This window comes from Terracoccus sp. 273MFTsu3.1 (assembly GCF_000383675.1).
GTDB lineage: Bacteria > Actinomycetota > Actinomycetes > Actinomycetales > Dermatophilaceae > Terrabacter.
This window is the reverse complement of sequence record NZ_KB911824.1, coordinates 145978-159503: the sequence shown is the minus strand read 5'-3', so window position 1 is coordinate 159503 and position 13526 is coordinate 145978. Positions and strand designations below refer to the sequence as shown.

The 13526-nt window shown below is 70.4% G+C and carries 15 protein-coding genes and 2 tRNA genes; 6 read left to right on the top strand and 11 right to left on the bottom strand.

Features of this window, described 5'->3' with window-relative positions:
• Nucleotides 1–15 precede the first annotated feature (15 nt).
• The 5 genes from H283_RS0115890 to tig all read right to left on the bottom strand — a co-directional run bounded on the left by H283_RS0115890 (nt 16) and on the right by tig (nt 3765).
• Nucleotides 16–270: an acyl-CoA-binding protein gene (locus tag H283_RS0115890; protein WP_020144515.1), complete on the bottom strand. Its 255-nt coding sequence runs from the start codon at nt 268–270 to the stop codon at nt 16–18.
• Between the two features lie 114 nt (nt 271–384).
• Nucleotides 385–1038, bottom strand: coding sequence for an ATP-dependent Clp protease proteolytic subunit (locus tag H283_RS0115885; RefSeq protein ID WP_020144514.1), 654 nt, complete (start codon nt 1036–1038; stop codon nt 385–387).
• A gap of 34 nt (nt 1039–1072) precedes the next feature.
• Nucleotides 1073–1675 carry an ATP-dependent Clp protease proteolytic subunit gene (locus H283_RS0115880; protein ID WP_051103674.1) on the bottom strand — a complete coding sequence of 201 codons (603 nt, stop codon included), beginning with the start codon at nt 1673–1675 and terminating at the stop codon, nt 1073–1075.
• A 277-nt stretch (nt 1676–1952) separates the two neighbouring features.
• Nucleotides 1953–2255 (bottom strand): hypothetical protein, encoded by a 303-nt coding sequence (locus H283_RS0115875; RefSeq protein ID WP_020144512.1) that lies wholly within the window; start codon nt 2253–2255, stop codon nt 1953–1955.
• A 166-nt stretch (nt 2256–2421) separates the two neighbouring features.
• Nucleotides 2422–3765 carry a trigger factor gene (gene tig, locus H283_RS0115870; RefSeq protein WP_020144511.1) on the bottom strand — a complete coding sequence of 448 codons (1344 nt, stop codon included), beginning with the start codon at nt 3763–3765 and terminating at the stop codon, nt 2422–2424.
• Nucleotides 3766–3904: 139 nt separating this feature from the next.
• Between tig and H283_RS0115865 the strand changes: the two genes are divergently transcribed.
• A complete protein-coding gene (locus H283_RS0115865; RefSeq protein ID WP_020144510.1) occupies nt 3905–4420 on the top strand; it encodes a hypothetical protein in 516 nt (171 codons plus the stop codon).
• Nucleotides 4421–4468: 48 nt separating this feature from the next.
• Here the strand turns inward: H283_RS0115865 and H283_RS0115860 are convergent, their stop codons facing one another.
• Entirely contained in the window at nt 4469–4765 is a 297-nt protein-coding gene (locus tag H283_RS0115860) for a DUF2087 domain-containing protein (protein WP_020144509.1), read from the bottom strand.
• Nucleotides 4766–4809: 44 nt separating this feature from the next.
• Nucleotides 4810–4883: transfer RNA gene (locus tag H283_RS0115855), tRNA-Gly, on the bottom strand.
• A gap of 133 nt (nt 4884–5016) precedes the next feature.
• Between H283_RS0115855 and H283_RS0115850 the strand changes: the two genes are divergently transcribed.
• Nucleotides 5017–5090 (top strand) — tRNA-Pro (locus H283_RS0115850).
• A gap of 228 nt (nt 5091–5318) precedes the next feature.
• On the opposite strand, the gene trmB is transcribed toward H283_RS0115850, so the two are convergent.
• From trmB to H283_RS0115830, 4 genes are all read right to left on the bottom strand, one after another.
• Complete coding sequence (trmB, locus tag H283_RS0115845; RefSeq protein WP_020144508.1) at nt 5319–6065, bottom strand: tRNA (guanosine(46)-N7)-methyltransferase TrmB; 747 nt, start codon at nt 6063–6065, stop codon at nt 5319–5321.
• Between the two features lie 159 nt (nt 6066–6224).
• A complete protein-coding gene (locus H283_RS0115840; RefSeq protein WP_231372296.1) occupies nt 6225–7286 on the bottom strand; it encodes a PP2C family protein-serine/threonine phosphatase in 1062 nt (353 codons plus the stop codon).
• Nucleotides 7287–7385: 99 nt separating this feature from the next.
• The gene (locus tag H283_RS0115835) at nt 7386–7868 is read right to left on the bottom strand and encodes a ribose-5-phosphate isomerase (protein WP_020144506.1); all 483 of its coding nucleotides are present in this window, start codon (nt 7866–7868) and stop codon (nt 7386–7388) included.
• A 35-nt stretch (nt 7869–7903) separates the two neighbouring features.
• A complete protein-coding gene (locus H283_RS0115830) occupies nt 7904–8539 on the bottom strand; it encodes a DsbA family protein (RefSeq protein WP_020144505.1) in 636 nt (211 codons plus the stop codon).
• Between the two features lie 139 nt (nt 8540–8678).
• Between H283_RS0115830 and pepN the strand changes: the two genes are divergently transcribed.
• The 4 genes from pepN to H283_RS0115810 all read left to right on the top strand — a co-directional run bounded on the left by pepN (nt 8679) and on the right by H283_RS0115810 (nt 13511).
• Entirely contained in the window at nt 8679–11252 is a 2574-nt protein-coding gene (gene pepN / locus H283_RS0115825) for an aminopeptidase N (protein ID WP_020144504.1), read from the top strand.
• 167 nt (nt 11253–11419) lie between these two features.
• Nucleotides 11420–12343, top strand: coding sequence for a mechanosensitive ion channel family protein (locus H283_RS0115820; protein ID WP_043649830.1), 924 nt, complete (start codon nt 11420–11422; stop codon nt 12341–12343).
• Nucleotides 12344–12374: 31 nt separating this feature from the next.
• Nucleotides 12375–12761, top strand: coding sequence for a globin (locus tag H283_RS0115815; RefSeq protein WP_020144502.1), 387 nt, complete (start codon nt 12375–12377; stop codon nt 12759–12761).
• A gap of 138 nt (nt 12762–12899) precedes the next feature.
• On the top strand, nt 12900–13511 hold the full coding sequence (locus H283_RS0115810; protein WP_020144501.1) for a hypothetical protein: 612 nt from the start codon (nt 12900–12902) through the stop codon (nt 13509–13511).
• Nucleotides 13512–13526 lie beyond the last annotated feature (15 nt).

The following is a 13526-nucleotide window of genomic DNA, read 5'->3' as shown; positions in this document are numbered from 1 at the left end:
GGTCGCTGGATCCGGTCAGGCGGAGGTGAGGTCGCGGACGATCGCGACGTACTGCTCCTGCGCCGCCTCCGGCGCAGTGCCCGAGAGCCTGGCCCAGGCGTCGTACTTCGCGCGCCCGACCGGGTTGGTGAAGCCGGGACGCGACCCGCTCACGTCGCCGGCCGTCGCCTGCTTGAAGAGGCCGTAGAGCCGCAGCTTCACCTCGTTGCCGGGGTCGGTCGCCAGACCCTTGACCGACTCGACCGCCTGCTCGAACTCCGCACTCGCCATGACCGGACCTCCGTGCTCGACAACAGCTTCACCGCCCATCCAAGCAGGTACGCCGAGGGCCGGGTCCCAGCGGAACCCGGCCCAGCGGCATACGTGCTCGTGACGAGCGGGAAGTCAGTCCTCGAGCGAGGCCTTGCGCGAGGCGAGGACCTCGTCGATGAGGCCGTAGGTCTTGGCGTCCTCGGACGACAGGATCTTGTCGCGCTCGATGTCGCTGCGGACCTGCTCGGAGGTGCGACCGGTGTGGTGCGCGAGGGTGTCCTCGAGCCACGTCCGCATGCGCAGCACCTCGTTGGCCTGGATCTCGATGTCCGAGGCCTGGCCGTAGTCGCCGCCCGAGAGCGCCGGCTGGTGGATGAGGATGCGGGCGTTCGGCAGGGCGAACCGCTTGCCAGGCGCACCGGCGCCGAGGAGCACGGCGGCCGCCGAGGCGGCCTGGCCGATGACGAACGTCTGGATGTCGGGCCGGACGAACTGCATCGTGTCGTAGATGGCCGTCATCGCCGTGAACGAGCCGCCCGGGCTGTTGATGTACATGAGGATGTCGCGGTCGGGGTCGAGCGACTCCAGCACGAGCAGCTGGGCGATGATGTCGTCGGCCGACGCGTCGTCGACCTGCACGCCGAGGAAGATGATGCGGTCCTCGAAGAGCTTGTTGTAGGGGTCGGACCGCTTCATGCCGTAGGAGGTGCGCTCCTCGAACTGCGGCAGGATGTAGCGGCTCGACGGCGCGGCGACCGCGAGGCGGTTGGTGGGTTCGATGTTCATGCGTGTGGTCTCCAAGTCCTGTGTCAGGCCGCGGTCAGTTCTCGGCCTTGGCGTCGGCCTGGCCGACGCCCTTGCCCTCGACGGCCTGGTCGGAGCGGCTGAACACGTGGTCGACGAAGCCGTACTCCTTGGCCTCCTCCGCGCTGAACCAGCGGTCGCGGTCGGAGTCCTTCTCGATCTGCTCGACCGTCTGGCCCGTGTGCTCGGCGATGAGCTGCGCCATCTGCTTCTTGACGTAGAGCATCTGCTCGGCCTGGATCTTGATGTCGGTGGCGGTGCCGCCGATGCCGCCCGAGGGCTGGTGCATCATGACGCGGGCGTGGGGCGTGGCGTAGCGCTTGCCCTTCGTGCCGGCCGACAGCAGGAACTGGCCCATCGAGGCGGCCATGCCCATCGCGACGGTGGCGACGTCGTTGGGGATCCAGTTCATCGTGTCGAAGATGGCCATGCCGGCGGAGATCGAGCCGCCGGGGCTGTTGATGTAGAGCCAGATGTCCTTCTCGGGGTCCTCGGCCGAGAGCAGCAGCAGCTGCGCCGCGATGGCGTTCGCGTTGTCGTCGCGCACGTCGGACCCGAGGAAGATGATCCGCTCCTTGAGCAGGCGGTTGTAGATGTGGTCGTCCAGACCACCCGGCATGCCGTTGCCGTTGGCGGAGGTCTCCGAAATCACCGTGTCTCCATCGTCGAAGTGGTCCAGCCTCTCGCCACGGGATGTGGCGCCTGGCTGGCTCGTCACTGACCCTAACGCCCGACCCCTCGGCCAGATTTCCCGAACCGCGCCGTGTTCGCCGTGAGCGCACAAACCTGAGCGGGAGCGGCGCAACCACGCGCGCGGACCCCGCCGGGTCGTATGCCCTCCGGCGGGGTCCGTGACCAGCTGTCGTGCCCGGTGGGGGCACTGAGCGGCGGGGCGCTCAGTCGCCCCGGCCGTTGTCCTGGCCCGAGTCGCCCAGGTCGGAGGCGTCGCTCTCCGTGCCGGTCTGGTCGGCCGCGTCGTCGAAGGACCCGTTGCCGCCGGCCTGGTCGAGCGAGCGGTCCCGGGGCTCGTCGACGGCGTTGCTGCCGTCGAGGTTGCCGCGGTCGGCGTCGTCGCCCTGGCCCTGCGGCGCGGCCCCGTCACTGCCGTCGTCGTGCCCGGGGACGTTGGTGCCGTCGGCATCGGTGCTGTTGATGTCGGTGTCCGCCATGCCGGCGCCCGACTCGTCGGTGCTGCTCATCTCTGGCTCCCTCGTCGAGGTGCGTGCCGCCGGACGGCGACCGTAGGCCACGTACCCGGGCCACCGCACGGACAACCGCGGGCAGGAGCCGTCGGTCGGGCCCGGACACGGCGTGAGGCCGGCTCCCGTGCGGGAGCCGGCCTCACGGCATACGTGGTGGTGACGGTCAGGCGTCGGCCTTCTCGGCCGTCGCCTCGTCGGTGGCCTCAGCGGCGTCAACGGCCTCGTCCTCGTCGCCCTCGGTGCCGGGGACGGCCTCGTTGAGGTCGATGACGTTGCCGGCGGTGTCCTTGACGGAGACCTTCTCGAGGACCGTGGCGAGCGCCTTGCGGCGGGCGACCTCGGCGACCATGGCGGGGATCTGGCCCTCCTGGTCGAGCGACTGGGCGAACTGGTTCGGGTCCATGCCGTACTGCTGCGAGCTCATGACGAGGAACTCGATGAGCTCCTGCTGCTCGACCTTGACCTCTTCCTTCTCGGCGATGGCGTCGAGGACGAGCTGGGTCTTGAGGCCCTTGCGGGTGCTCTCGCCGACCTCGGCGCGGTGCTCGTCGTCCTCGAGGCGACCCTCGCCCTCGAGGTGGCTGTGCACCTCGGCCTCGACGATGCTCTCGGGGATCGGCACCTCGATCTTGTCGAGGATGGCCTCGAGGAGCTGGTCGCGGGCCGCGACGCCCTGGGCGAACTTGGCGTCGACCTCGGCCTTCGCCGTGAGGTCGGCCTTGAGCTCGTCGAGCGTGTCGAACTCCGAGGCCAGCTGGGCGAACTCGTCGTCGAGCTCGGGCAGCTCGCGCTCCTTGACCGCGGTGACGGTCACGGTGCAGCTGGCGTCCTGGCCCTCCTGGTCGCCACCGGCGAGGGGGGCGGTGAACTGCTTGGTCTCATCGGCCGTCATGCCGACGAGCGCCTCGTCGAGACCCTCGAGCATGTTCTTGCTGCCGACCTCGTAGGAGACGCCGGTGACGGAGTCGATCTCCTCGCCGTCGATCTCGGCGGACAGGTCGATGGAGACGAAGTCGCCGTCCTGGACGGCACGGTCGACGCCCTTGAGGGTGCCGAAACGGGCACGGAGGTCGGTGAGGCGCTGCTCGACGGCCTCGTCCTCGACCTTGGCCTCGTCGACGGTCAGCTCGATGTCGCTGAAGTCGGGCAGGTCGATCTCGGGACGCTTGTCGACCTCGGCCGTGAAGACGAAGTCCTCGCCATCGGTCGCGGGCACCTGGAGGTCGGTGATCTCGGGCTGGCCGAGGGGGCGGACCTCGTTCTCCTCGAGGGCCTGGCCGTAGAACGTCGGGAGGGCGTTGTTGACGGCCTCCTCGAGGACGGCCGCACGGCCGACGCGCTGCTCGATGATGCGGGCCGGCACCTTGCCCTTGCGGAAGCCGGGCACCTGGATGTGCTCACCGATGTGCTTGATGGCCGCGTCGAGGCTCGGCTTGAGCTCCTCGAACGGGACCTCGACGGTCATCTTGACCCGGGTCGGGCTGAGGGTCTCGAGCGCACTCTTCACTGCGGGTTACTCCATTGGGTGGTGCCGACGTGGTCGTCGACGGTGAACGGACGGGCCAGCGCACCATGCTATAGGCCGCGCGCCCGATGGCTAAATGCACGGATCGTCCGCGGACCGTCCGGACCTATGCTCGGGAGCCATGAGCACCCCTCCCGGTCCCTTCGCCTCCCCCGAGAGCGCGGCCCTGCGCCCGATCCAGATGGTGTCGGTGGCGGTCGGCATGGGAGCGCTCATGCTCAGTGCCGTACGCATCCTCGTCGACCCGTCCGCTCCCCTGCCGTCCCCGTGGGCCGTCGGCATCGTGCTGGCGACGCTCGTCGGCTCGGCCACGCTGATCCGCTACGTCGGGTATGCCGTTCCGGCGCTCCCGCACGGCCTGCCCCGCGAGAACGCCGAGGCGACGAGCCTGCGCTACTTCACGTCGACGACGACGCTGCGCACCGCGCTCGCAGAGGCTCCCGTGCTCGTGGCGTTCGCCTGCTCGTTCGTCTTCACGCCGCACTCGTGGCTGACGCTGCTCATCGCGCTGCCCGGGGGTCTCGCCCTCTTCTGGGTGCACGGCTGGCCGTCGCCGCGCACGGCTGCCGCCGTCGAGGCTGGCCTGGAGGCCGACGGCGCGGAGAGCTGGCTGAGCGAGGCGCTCGGCTTCCGCTGAGCCCGACCTGGCGTATGCCGTGTGGCGCGGGCGGAGGCACCGGCGCGGTCAGTCGACGGTCCCGCCGCTGCGCCAGTAGAACCCGTCGGCCCGGTCGAGGAACCCTTCCTCGACGAGGTAGCGGCGCAGGGCGGCGACGTCGGGGTGGAAGGCCCGCAGGCGGTTGTTGACCTCGGTCTCGTCGTAACGCTCCCCGGGCTCGAACTGCTGCGACAGCAGGTCGAGGACGACGAGTCGCTTGCGGATCTTGGTGGGGATGCTCGTCAGGGTGCCGTCGGCGGCGAGGAAGGAGCGGAGGACGGCGTCGCGGTCGCGGAGGGCGTCCTGCAGGTCTGGGCGGAACATGCGACCCACGCTAGGAAGCGGGGCGTGCCGACGCCAAGGGGTTTTGGAGCGGGCGACGAGAATCGAACTCGCGTAATCAGTTTGGAAGACTGAGGCTCTACCATTGAGCTACGCCCGCGGGGCACCGGCGATGCCGGCGATCCGAGGCGTCAGCCTACTGGTTGGCGCCCGATCCGCAGAAATCGACCCGCCCGCGCCGCGTGGGAAGTGGTCGGTCCGCCCGCCGGTTGTCGGCTACGATTCCGACGCCACGGGGTGTGGCGCAGCTTGGTAGCGCATTGCGTTTGGGACGCAAGGGCCGCAGGTTCAAATCCTGTCACCCCGACTGCGCCGATGGGCCTGGTGGAGAGCGACGGAGTCGCCTTCCACCAGGCCCATCGGCTTGTCGGGAGACAGGATGCCGGGAGGCCGAGCAGGCGCGGCGAGGAACGAGCCGCGGCAGCGAGGCCGGCTCCTGTCACCCGTGGCACCTGACCGGACTCGTCGCGAGGGTCGTGGAGTTCTACCGGCGCCAGGTGCCAGGAGAACTCCTCGACCCTCTGGTTCTCGACCCCTAGGGCAGCAGGTCGAGGCGGAGCTCGTTGATCCTGCGGCCGGCCGCGATCCCCTTGGCCTCGAAGCCGTCCCGCGGTCGCCACTGCGGCCGGTCGACACGACGGGCCTCGAAGCGCGGGTGCGCCGCGACCTCGGCGAGCGCATGCTCGGCGTAGAAGTCCTGGTCGGTGGCGATGAGCACGTGGCCGCCGGGCTTGAGCACGCGGGCGAGCAGGTCGAGGTTGGCGGGGCTGACGAAGCGCCGCTTCGTGTGCTTCTGCTTGCGCCACGGGTCGGGGAAGAAGAGGTGGACGGCGTCGAACGTCTCGTCTGCGACGCGGTCCTCGAGGAAGGGCACGGCGTCGCCGATCTCGACGCGCAGGTTCGGCACCCCCGCCTCGTCGGCGTCGGCGAGCATCCGGGCAAGTCCCGGGGTGTGGACGTCCATGGCGAGGACGTCGCGCTCGGGGAACGCGGCGGCATACGCGATCGCGGCGTGGCCGTGGCCGCAGCCGATCTCGAGGACGACGGGGGCGGTGCGCCCGAACGCGACAGCGGCCTCGAAGGGCCCGTCCGGCACGGACCGCGCGGGTGCGAGCCGCTCGACCCGGTCCTTGGTCAGGGACGACAGCCGACCCCGGCGCACGAAGCTGCGGACGCGTGCGGGTGTGACGCCGGGCGGCAGGTCGGGCACGACGTGCTCCTTGCGCCGGTCGGGGCCGGCCTCTCGGGCCGTCGTCGTCGCTTCGGTGGGGAGCTCGCTCACGCAGGCATCGTAGTGACGGCCGCGTTCCACCCGAAGTTCGCAGCGGCACGCCGGCTCCGAGGGTGAGGCGCGGGGCACGGCGACAGGGTGCCCGGGTGACCCGCGTCGGGCCGCTGCCCCGTCGTCCTGCACCCCCCGCTGCCCGGAGGATCGCGACCGTCAGGTGCGCCAGATCGTCACGACGGCGCGGTCGTCGCCGAGGCCGGCCGCGGCCTGGTCGCAGAGCCGCTGGGCGAGCCCCTCGAAGCCGGTGCGGATGAACGACTCGGCGCGGCCCAGCATGCGGTCGATGCCGTCGACGAGGGCCTTGTCGCGGGCTTCGATGACCCCGTCGCTGTAGAGCACGAGGGCGTCGCCGCGACGGATGGTGCCGTTCTCCCGCGGGTACTCGGCGTGGTCGATGACGCCGAGCAGCGGCCCGCGACCGCCGGAGAGCATCCGCCAGCGGCCCGACCCGGCCGCGAACTGCGCGGCGGCGGGGTGACCGGCGTAGCCGATGGTGAAGTTGCCGGTCTCGAGGTTGACGGCGACGTGCACGGCCGTCGCGAAGCCCTCGGGCCAGCGCAGGCGCAGCAGGTGGTTGTTGGCGGACTGGAGGAAGCCCCGCTCGCTCATCTCGCCGAGTAGTCCCCCGAGCGCGCCGGAGAGCAAGAGCGACCGGGCGCCGACCTCGCGACCCTTGCCGGAGACGTCCACGAGGGCGATCTCGAGAGTGCAGCCGTCGGTGGAGCGGCTCGCGACGACGAAGTCACCCGCGAAGCTGTCGCCGTACGCCGACTCGAGCGCGACCTCGGCTCCCCACTGCGCGGGCAGCGGCGGCAGCTCGCCCTGGGCGCGGAGGCGGTCGCGCATGTCGACGAGCATCGACTCACCCGTGACCCCGACGACGCCGACCTGGGCCCTGGCGTGCGAGAGCCAGATCATGAGCAGCATCGTGACGACGGTGACGATCTGCGCCCCCGTGGTGGTCGGCTTCACCGGACCGAGGTAGGCCCCGAGGATCGCCATCGCGAGGAAGAGGCCGATGTAGACGACGAGCAGGTAGCGCGGCTCGAGGAACAGGCCGGCGGCGACGACGATGAGGCCGTAGACGCCCCACGGGACCACCGTCGGCCACACGAAGACGGCAGCCGTCGCGAGGATGCTGAGGAGCAGGAACGCCGTGACGACGACCCAGGGGGCACGGCTGAGCCACGGGCCCAGGAGTCGGAGTCGTCGCATCGGTCCGGCAGCGTAGCGCGGGCGTCGAGAGACGGAGCTCTCGTTGTGGGCCACGTGCCTCCCTTGCGGCGATGAAGGGGGACGGCGGACGTCGCGACGTCAGCGTGCGTCCGAGTCCGGCAAAGCCGGCAAGTCCCCCGTGGTCTCGTACGCGGAAACCATACCCAGACGACGGCTGTGGCGCGCCTCATCGGTGAAGTTCGTCGCCACGAAGGTGTCGACGATCTCCTTGGCGACGTCGTCCGGCGTGAACCGCGCCCCGATCGAGACGACCTGCGCGTTGTTGTGCTCGCGCGCGAGGCTCGCGAGCTCGGCGTTGTAGGCGAGCGCCGCCCGGATGCCGCTGACCTTGTTGGCCGCGATCTGCTCGCCGTTGCCCGACCCGCCGAGCACGACGCCGAGCGAGCCCTCGTCGGCCGCGACGGCCTCGGCCGCACGCAGCACGAAGACCGGGTAGTCGTCCTGGGCGTCGTACGTGAACGGGCCGTGGTCGACGACCTCGTGGCCCGCGTCCCGCAGGTGCGTGGCGAGGGACTGGTGGAGCTCGAAGGCCGCGTGGTCGCCGCCGATGTGGATGCGCATGTCCGTCCTTGGGTGCGTCGGGTGGAGGGGAAAGGTCAGGTGAAGATGGGACCGAGCGTGCGGGTGCGCTTGAGCTCGAAGAAGCCCGGCGTGCTCGCGACGAGCACACACCCGTCCCAGAGCCGGGCGGCGTCCTCGCCCTTGGGCGCCGGCGTCACGACGGGGCCGAAGAAGGCGACGCCGTCGACGGCGATGATCGGCGTGCCGACATCGGTGCCGACGAGGCTGATCCCGCGCTTGTGGCTCCGGTGCAGGGCCGCGTCGTGCTTCTTGTGGTGCGCCTCCTTGGCCAGGTCGACGGGCAGGCCCACCTCCTCGAGCGACTCGCGGATGACCTCGTCGAAGTCGTTCATCCTGCGCAGGTGGATGCGGGTGCCCATGGCGTCGTAGAGCGGCTTGACGACGGAGTCACCGTGCGCCTCGACCGCGGCGATGATGACCCGGACCGGGCCCCACGCCTCGTCCATCCGGGCCCGGTAGGCGGCGTCGAGGTCGTGACGGTGCTCGTTGAGGACCGCGAGACTCATGACCGACCAGGTCACCTCGATGTCGCGCAGCGTCTCGACCTCCATGAGCCAGCGGGAGGTCATCCACGCCCATGGACAGATCGGGTCGAACCACATCTCGACGGCGTCGCGGCTCGTCTTCGGGCTGTCCTTCGCATCGGCCATGCGGCCCATCATGGCACTGCCACCTGCCCACCCATCGCGGTGGTGGACGGGTCGGGGTTCCGTGCGAGGATGGCCCGCGACCACGGCGTCCGACCGACGATCCGTCGCGCCCCCAGCACCCTTCCCAGGAGGTCCCTACGTGCCCGGCAAGAACCTGACCCGCGACGAGGCGGCGAGCCGCGCCAGCCTCCTGCGCGTCGACTCCTACGACGTCCGTCTCGACCTGACGACGGGTCCGGAGAGCTTCCACACCGTCACCACGGTCACGTTCACCTGCTCCGAGCCCGGCGCCGACTCGTTCATCGACCTCATCGCCGACTCCGTCGAGAAGGTCACGCTCAACGGCGTGGACCTCGATCCCGCAGAGGTCTTCGCGGACTCCCGCATCGCCCTCGCCGGCCTGGCCGCCGAGAACGAGCTCACCGTCGACGCCACCGGTCGCTACACCAACACCGGCGAGGGGCTGCACCGCTTCGTGGACCCGGTCGACAACGAGGTCTACCTCTACACGCAGTTCGAGGTCCCGGACTCCCGGCGGATGTACGCCGTCTTCGAGCAGCCCGACCTCAAGGCGTCCTTCCGCTTCACGGTGACCGCCCCCGCGCACTGGAAGGTCATCAGCAACTCCCCCACGCCCGCCCCGCAGGCCGCCGGTGTGGCGGACGGCGTCGAGCGCGCGACGTGGTCGTTCGAGCCGACGCAGCGCATCTCCTCGTACATCACGGCACTCATCGCCGGCCCCTACGACGAGGTCCGTGACGAGGTCGAGACCCGCAAGGGCGTCGTGCCGCTCGGTGTCTTCTGCCGCAAGTCGCTGACGCAGTACCTCGACGCGGTCAACATCTTCGACTGCACCAAGAAGGGCTTCGCGTTCTTCGAGGAGGAGTTCGACCAGCCGTACCCGTTCGAGAAGTACGACCAGATCTTCACGCCCGAGTACAACATGGGAGCGATGGAGAACGCCGGCGCGGTGACCTTCGTCGAGGTCTACATCTTCCGGTCCAAGGTGTCCGAGGCGAAGATCGAGCGCCGGGCCCTGACGATCCTGCACGAGCTGGCCCACATGTGGTTCGGCAACCTCGTGACGATGAAGTGGTGGGACGACCTCTGGCTCAACGAGTCGTTCGCCGAGTGGGCGTCGACGACCTGCCAGGCCGAGGCCACCGAGTGGACGAGCGCGTGGACGACCTTCGGCACGTCGGAGAAGGCGTGGGCCTACACCCAGGACCAGCTCTCGTCGACGCACCCGATCGCGGCCGACATGCGCCACCTCGAGGACGTCGAGGTCAACTTCGACGGCATCACGTACGCCAAGGGTGCGTCCGTGCTCAAGCAGCTCGTCGCGTACGTCGGGCGAGAGCCCTTCGTGGCCGCGCTGCGCGAGTACTTCCGCAAGCACGCCTGGGGCAACACGACGCTGGCCGACCTGCTCGGCGAGCTCGAGAAGGCCTCGGGCCGCGAGCTGACCGAGTGGAGCAAGCTGTGGCTCGAGACGGCCGGCGTCAACACGCTGCGCCCCGTCTTCGAGGTCGACGCCGACGGTCGCTACAGCTCGTTCGCGGTCACGCAGACCGCGACCGAGGAGTACCCGACGCTCCGCCCCCACCGCATCGGCGTCGGGCGGTATGCCGTCCGGCCGAGTGAGGGCGGCGACGTGCTCGAGCGCATCGGCTACGACGAGGTCGACATCGCGGGCGAGCGCACCGACCTGGCCGAGCTCGTCGGTCAGGAGCAGCCGGACCTGCTGCTGCTCAACGACGACGACCTCGCCTACGGCAAGATCCGCCTCGACGAGCGCTCGCTCGCGACGGCGCTCTCGCTCCCCCGCGGTTTCACCGACTCGCTGCCGCGCTCGCTCGTGCTCGGCGCGACGTGGGACATGACGCGTGACGGCGAGATGCCGGCGCGCGACTTCGTCCGCTTCGTCCTCGAGTCGATGCCGGGCGAGACGGACTCCACGCTGCTGCGGGTCCTGCTCGGCCAGGTGTCGACGGCGGCCCGGCTCTACACGGCTCCGGAGCACCGGTCCGAGGTGTCGGCCCTGCTGTCGTCGTCCCTGCGCTCGCTCGCCGAGACGGCCGAGGCCGGCAGCGACGCCCAGTTCCAGCTCGTCGAGGCATGGGCGGGCTCGACGTCCGACCCGGCCGACGAGGCTCGCCTGCGCGCACTGCTGACCGGGACCGAGACGCTGCCGGGCCTGACCACCGACACGGAGCTGCGGTGGACCTTCCTCAAGGCCCTCGCGGCCCTGGGAGTGGCCGACGACATCGAGATCGAGACCGAGCTCGACCGTGACCCGACGGCCACCGGCAAGGAGCGCGCCGCCGAGGCGCTCGCCGCGCGTCCGACCGCCGAGGCCAAGGCCGACGCCTGGGCCAAGGCCGTCGAGCGCAACGACCTGTCCAACCAGATGGTCGAGGCGGTCAGCGCCGGCTTCCGACGCAGCCGCGACCTGACGCTGCTCGAGCCGTACGTCGAGAAGTACCACGCGATGCTCGTCGACGCGTGGGCCGAGCGCAGCGTCGCCATCGGTGAGCGGGTCGTCGGCGGCTTCTACCCGTTCTCGCTCGCCAGCCAGGAGCTCAAGGACGCCTCCGACGCGTGGCTCGCGGCCAACGCCGACGCCGCACCCGGCCTCGTGCGCACGGTCGCCGAGAACCGCGACACCATCGCGCGCGCCCTCGTGGCGCAGGAGCGCGACCGCCGCGGCTGAGTCCGCGGTGCGGGGTCGGCCGTCCTCGGTCGACCCCGCACCCTCTCCACCGAACCTGACCCCCACCCCTGACTGAGACCTCTGTGATCGACGCCTTCACGACCCTGACCCCCTCCACCTCCACGCCACCGCCGACCCCCGTCCCGACGCCTGCCCAGGACCAAGCCATGACGTTCTCCCTGCCTGACCTCAGCACGCTGACGTGGGCCGAGGTCGGCGACTGGCTGACCGGTACGCCGTTGCTGGTCCTCACGACCGTCGTCCTCGGCATCGTCGCGCGCTGGGTGCTGCACCGACTGATCGACCGGGTCGTCACGACGGCCACATCCCGTCGGGCCGAGCACCTCGCCAGGATCCCCGGCGCCGGGAGGGCCCTGCAGGCGGTCGGGGTGGCCAACGCGCGGCACGTGCAACGCACCGAGACCGTCGGCGCGTTGCTGCGAAGCATCACGACCTTCGTCGTCTACGGCATCACCGCGCTCACCGTGATGTCGCTGATCGGCATCCCCCTCGGGCCGATGCTCGCCTCCGCCAGCGTCGGCGGCGTGGCCCTGGCCTTCGGAGCACAGAGCCTCGTCAAGGACTTCCTCTCCGGCGTCTTCATGATCGTCGAGGACCAGTACGGCGTCGGCGACGTCATCGACACGGGCGAGGTCGTCGGCACCGTCGAGAACGTGTCGCTGCGCGTCACCCAGCTGCGCGACGCGGGCGGCATGACGTGGTACGTCCGCAACGGCGAGATCATCCGCATCGGCAACAAGACGCAGGGTTGGTCGACGGCCATCGTCGACGTGCCGATCGCCTACGACCAGGACGTCGAGAAGGCGATCACCGTGATCCGCGACGTCGTCGGCGTCATGGACGACGACGACGCCTACAAGGACATCCTCCTCGAGGAGCCCAACGTCGTCGGCGTCGAGTCGATCGCGAACGGCGTCATCACGATCCGCATCATCGCCAAGACGATCGCCAACGAGCAGTTCGGCGTGCAGCGCGAGATGCGCGAGCGGGTCAAGGCGGCCTTCGACCGCGCCGGTGTGCGCAGCCCCCAGCCCGTCATGCCGCCCTACGGCGGGGCGGCCCCGCAGTGACCACCGGCACGGCTCTGGGAGACTGACCGACGTGACGTTCTACGACGACTTCGGCGGCCACGAGACCTTCGACCGGCTCGTGCGCGAGTTCTACCGCGGTGTCGCCGAGGACGAGCCGCTGCGGGCCCTCTACCCCGAGGAGGACCTCGGGCCGGCGCAGGAGCGGCTGCGGATGTTCTTCGAGCAGTACTGGGGCGGACCGACGACCTACTCCGAACAACGTGGCCACCCCCGACTGCGGATGCGTCACGCGCCGTATGCCGTGACGCCCGACATGCGGGACCGCTGGCTGCTGCACATGATGAACGCCGTCGACTCGCTCGAGCTCTCCCCCGAGAACGACGACCGGCTGCGGGACTACCTCACCCGGGCGGCATACTCCCTCGTCAACGCGCCGGGACCCGACGGCACCTTCTGAGGGCGGCCGCTCGCCCCGACGACTCACAGCAACTCACAGCGCATTCACGGGTCACGGGCCCCGGCCAGGGTGTTCTCTGGAGTCAGGTGTTTCCGCGGTCGGACCACGCGTCCGACGTCCACGACAGAGGGGTGCGGCATGGTGTCGATCAACAAGAAGGTGGCGAGCGTCGCGGTGGTCGGGGCCGCAGCGGCCGCCATCGGACTCGGGGTCTCACAGGGGGCCCGAGCAGACGACGCGACGACGGCGACCCCCACCCCGACGGCGACGTCGACCCAGGGCGACCCCAACCAGGGCACGACCGACAGCACGCCGGGCAACGGTCACGGCTGGGGTCCCGGTGGGCGCCACGGCGGTGGCCTGGGTCCCGGCATGGGCAAGGGCGCGGACCTCTCGGCCCTCGCGACGAAGCTCGGCGTCGACCAGACGAAGCTCGAGGACGCGCTCAAGGCGGTGCGAGACGAGCTCAAGGCCAGCCGTACGCCCGGTCAGGGCACGACGAAGCCCGACCCCGCGACGATGCAGGACGAGCTGGCGACGAAGCTCGCGAGCAAGCTCGGCATCGACGCGGCCAAGGTCAAGGCGGCGTTCGCCGACCTTCGGGCCGCGCACGAGGCCGAGGAGCAGAAGGCGTTCGACGACCGCCTCGCCCAGGCCGTCAAGGACGGCACGCTGACCCAGGCCGAGGCCGACGCGGTCAAGAAGGCCGCGAAGGCCGGCGTCATCGACATGCACGACGGTCCCCACTGACGCAACGGCGCGCGC

What these genes read in the sequence shown, in the direction of transcription:
- H283_RS0115890 (WP_020144515.1), bottom strand. Translation starts at nt 270, where the DNA reads ATGGCGAGTGCGGAGTTCGAGCAGGCGGTCGAGTCGGTCAAGGGTCTG.
- H283_RS0115885 (WP_020144514.1), bottom strand. Translation starts at nt 1,038, where the DNA reads ATGAACATCGAACCCACCAACCGCCTCGCGGTCGCCGCGCCGTCGAGC.
- H283_RS0115880 (WP_051103674.1), bottom strand. Translation starts at nt 1,675, where the DNA reads ATGCCGGGTGGTCTGGACGACCACATCTACAACCGCCTGCTCAAGGAG.
- H283_RS0115875 (WP_020144512.1), bottom strand. Translation starts at nt 2,255, where the DNA reads ATGAGCAGCACCGACGAGTCGGGCGCCGGCATGGCGGACACCGACATC.
- H283_RS0115865 (WP_020144510.1), top strand. Translation starts at nt 3,905, where the DNA reads ATGAGCACCCCTCCCGGTCCCTTCGCCTCCCCCGAGAGCGCGGCCCTG.
- H283_RS0115860 (WP_020144509.1), bottom strand. Translation starts at nt 4,765, where the DNA reads ATGTTCCGCCCAGACCTGCAGGACGCCCTCCGCGACCGCGACGCCGTC.
- H283_RS0115840 (WP_231372296.1), bottom strand. Translation starts at nt 7,286, where the DNA reads ATGCGACGACTCCGACTCCTGGGCCCGTGGCTCAGCCGTGCCCCCTGG.
- H283_RS0115835 (WP_020144506.1), bottom strand. Translation starts at nt 7,868, where the DNA reads ATGCGCATCCACATCGGCGGCGACCACGCGGCCTTCGAGCTCCACCAG.
- H283_RS0115830 (WP_020144505.1), bottom strand. Translation starts at nt 8,539, where the DNA reads ATGGCCGATGCGAAGGACAGCCCGAAGACGAGCCGCGACGCCGTCGAG.
- H283_RS0115820 (WP_043649830.1), top strand. Translation starts at nt 11,420, where the DNA reads ATGACGTTCTCCCTGCCTGACCTCAGCACGCTGACGTGGGCCGAGGTC.
- H283_RS0115810 (WP_020144501.1), top strand. Translation starts at nt 12,900, where the DNA reads ATGGTGTCGATCAACAAGAAGGTGGCGAGCGTCGCGGTGGTCGGGGCC.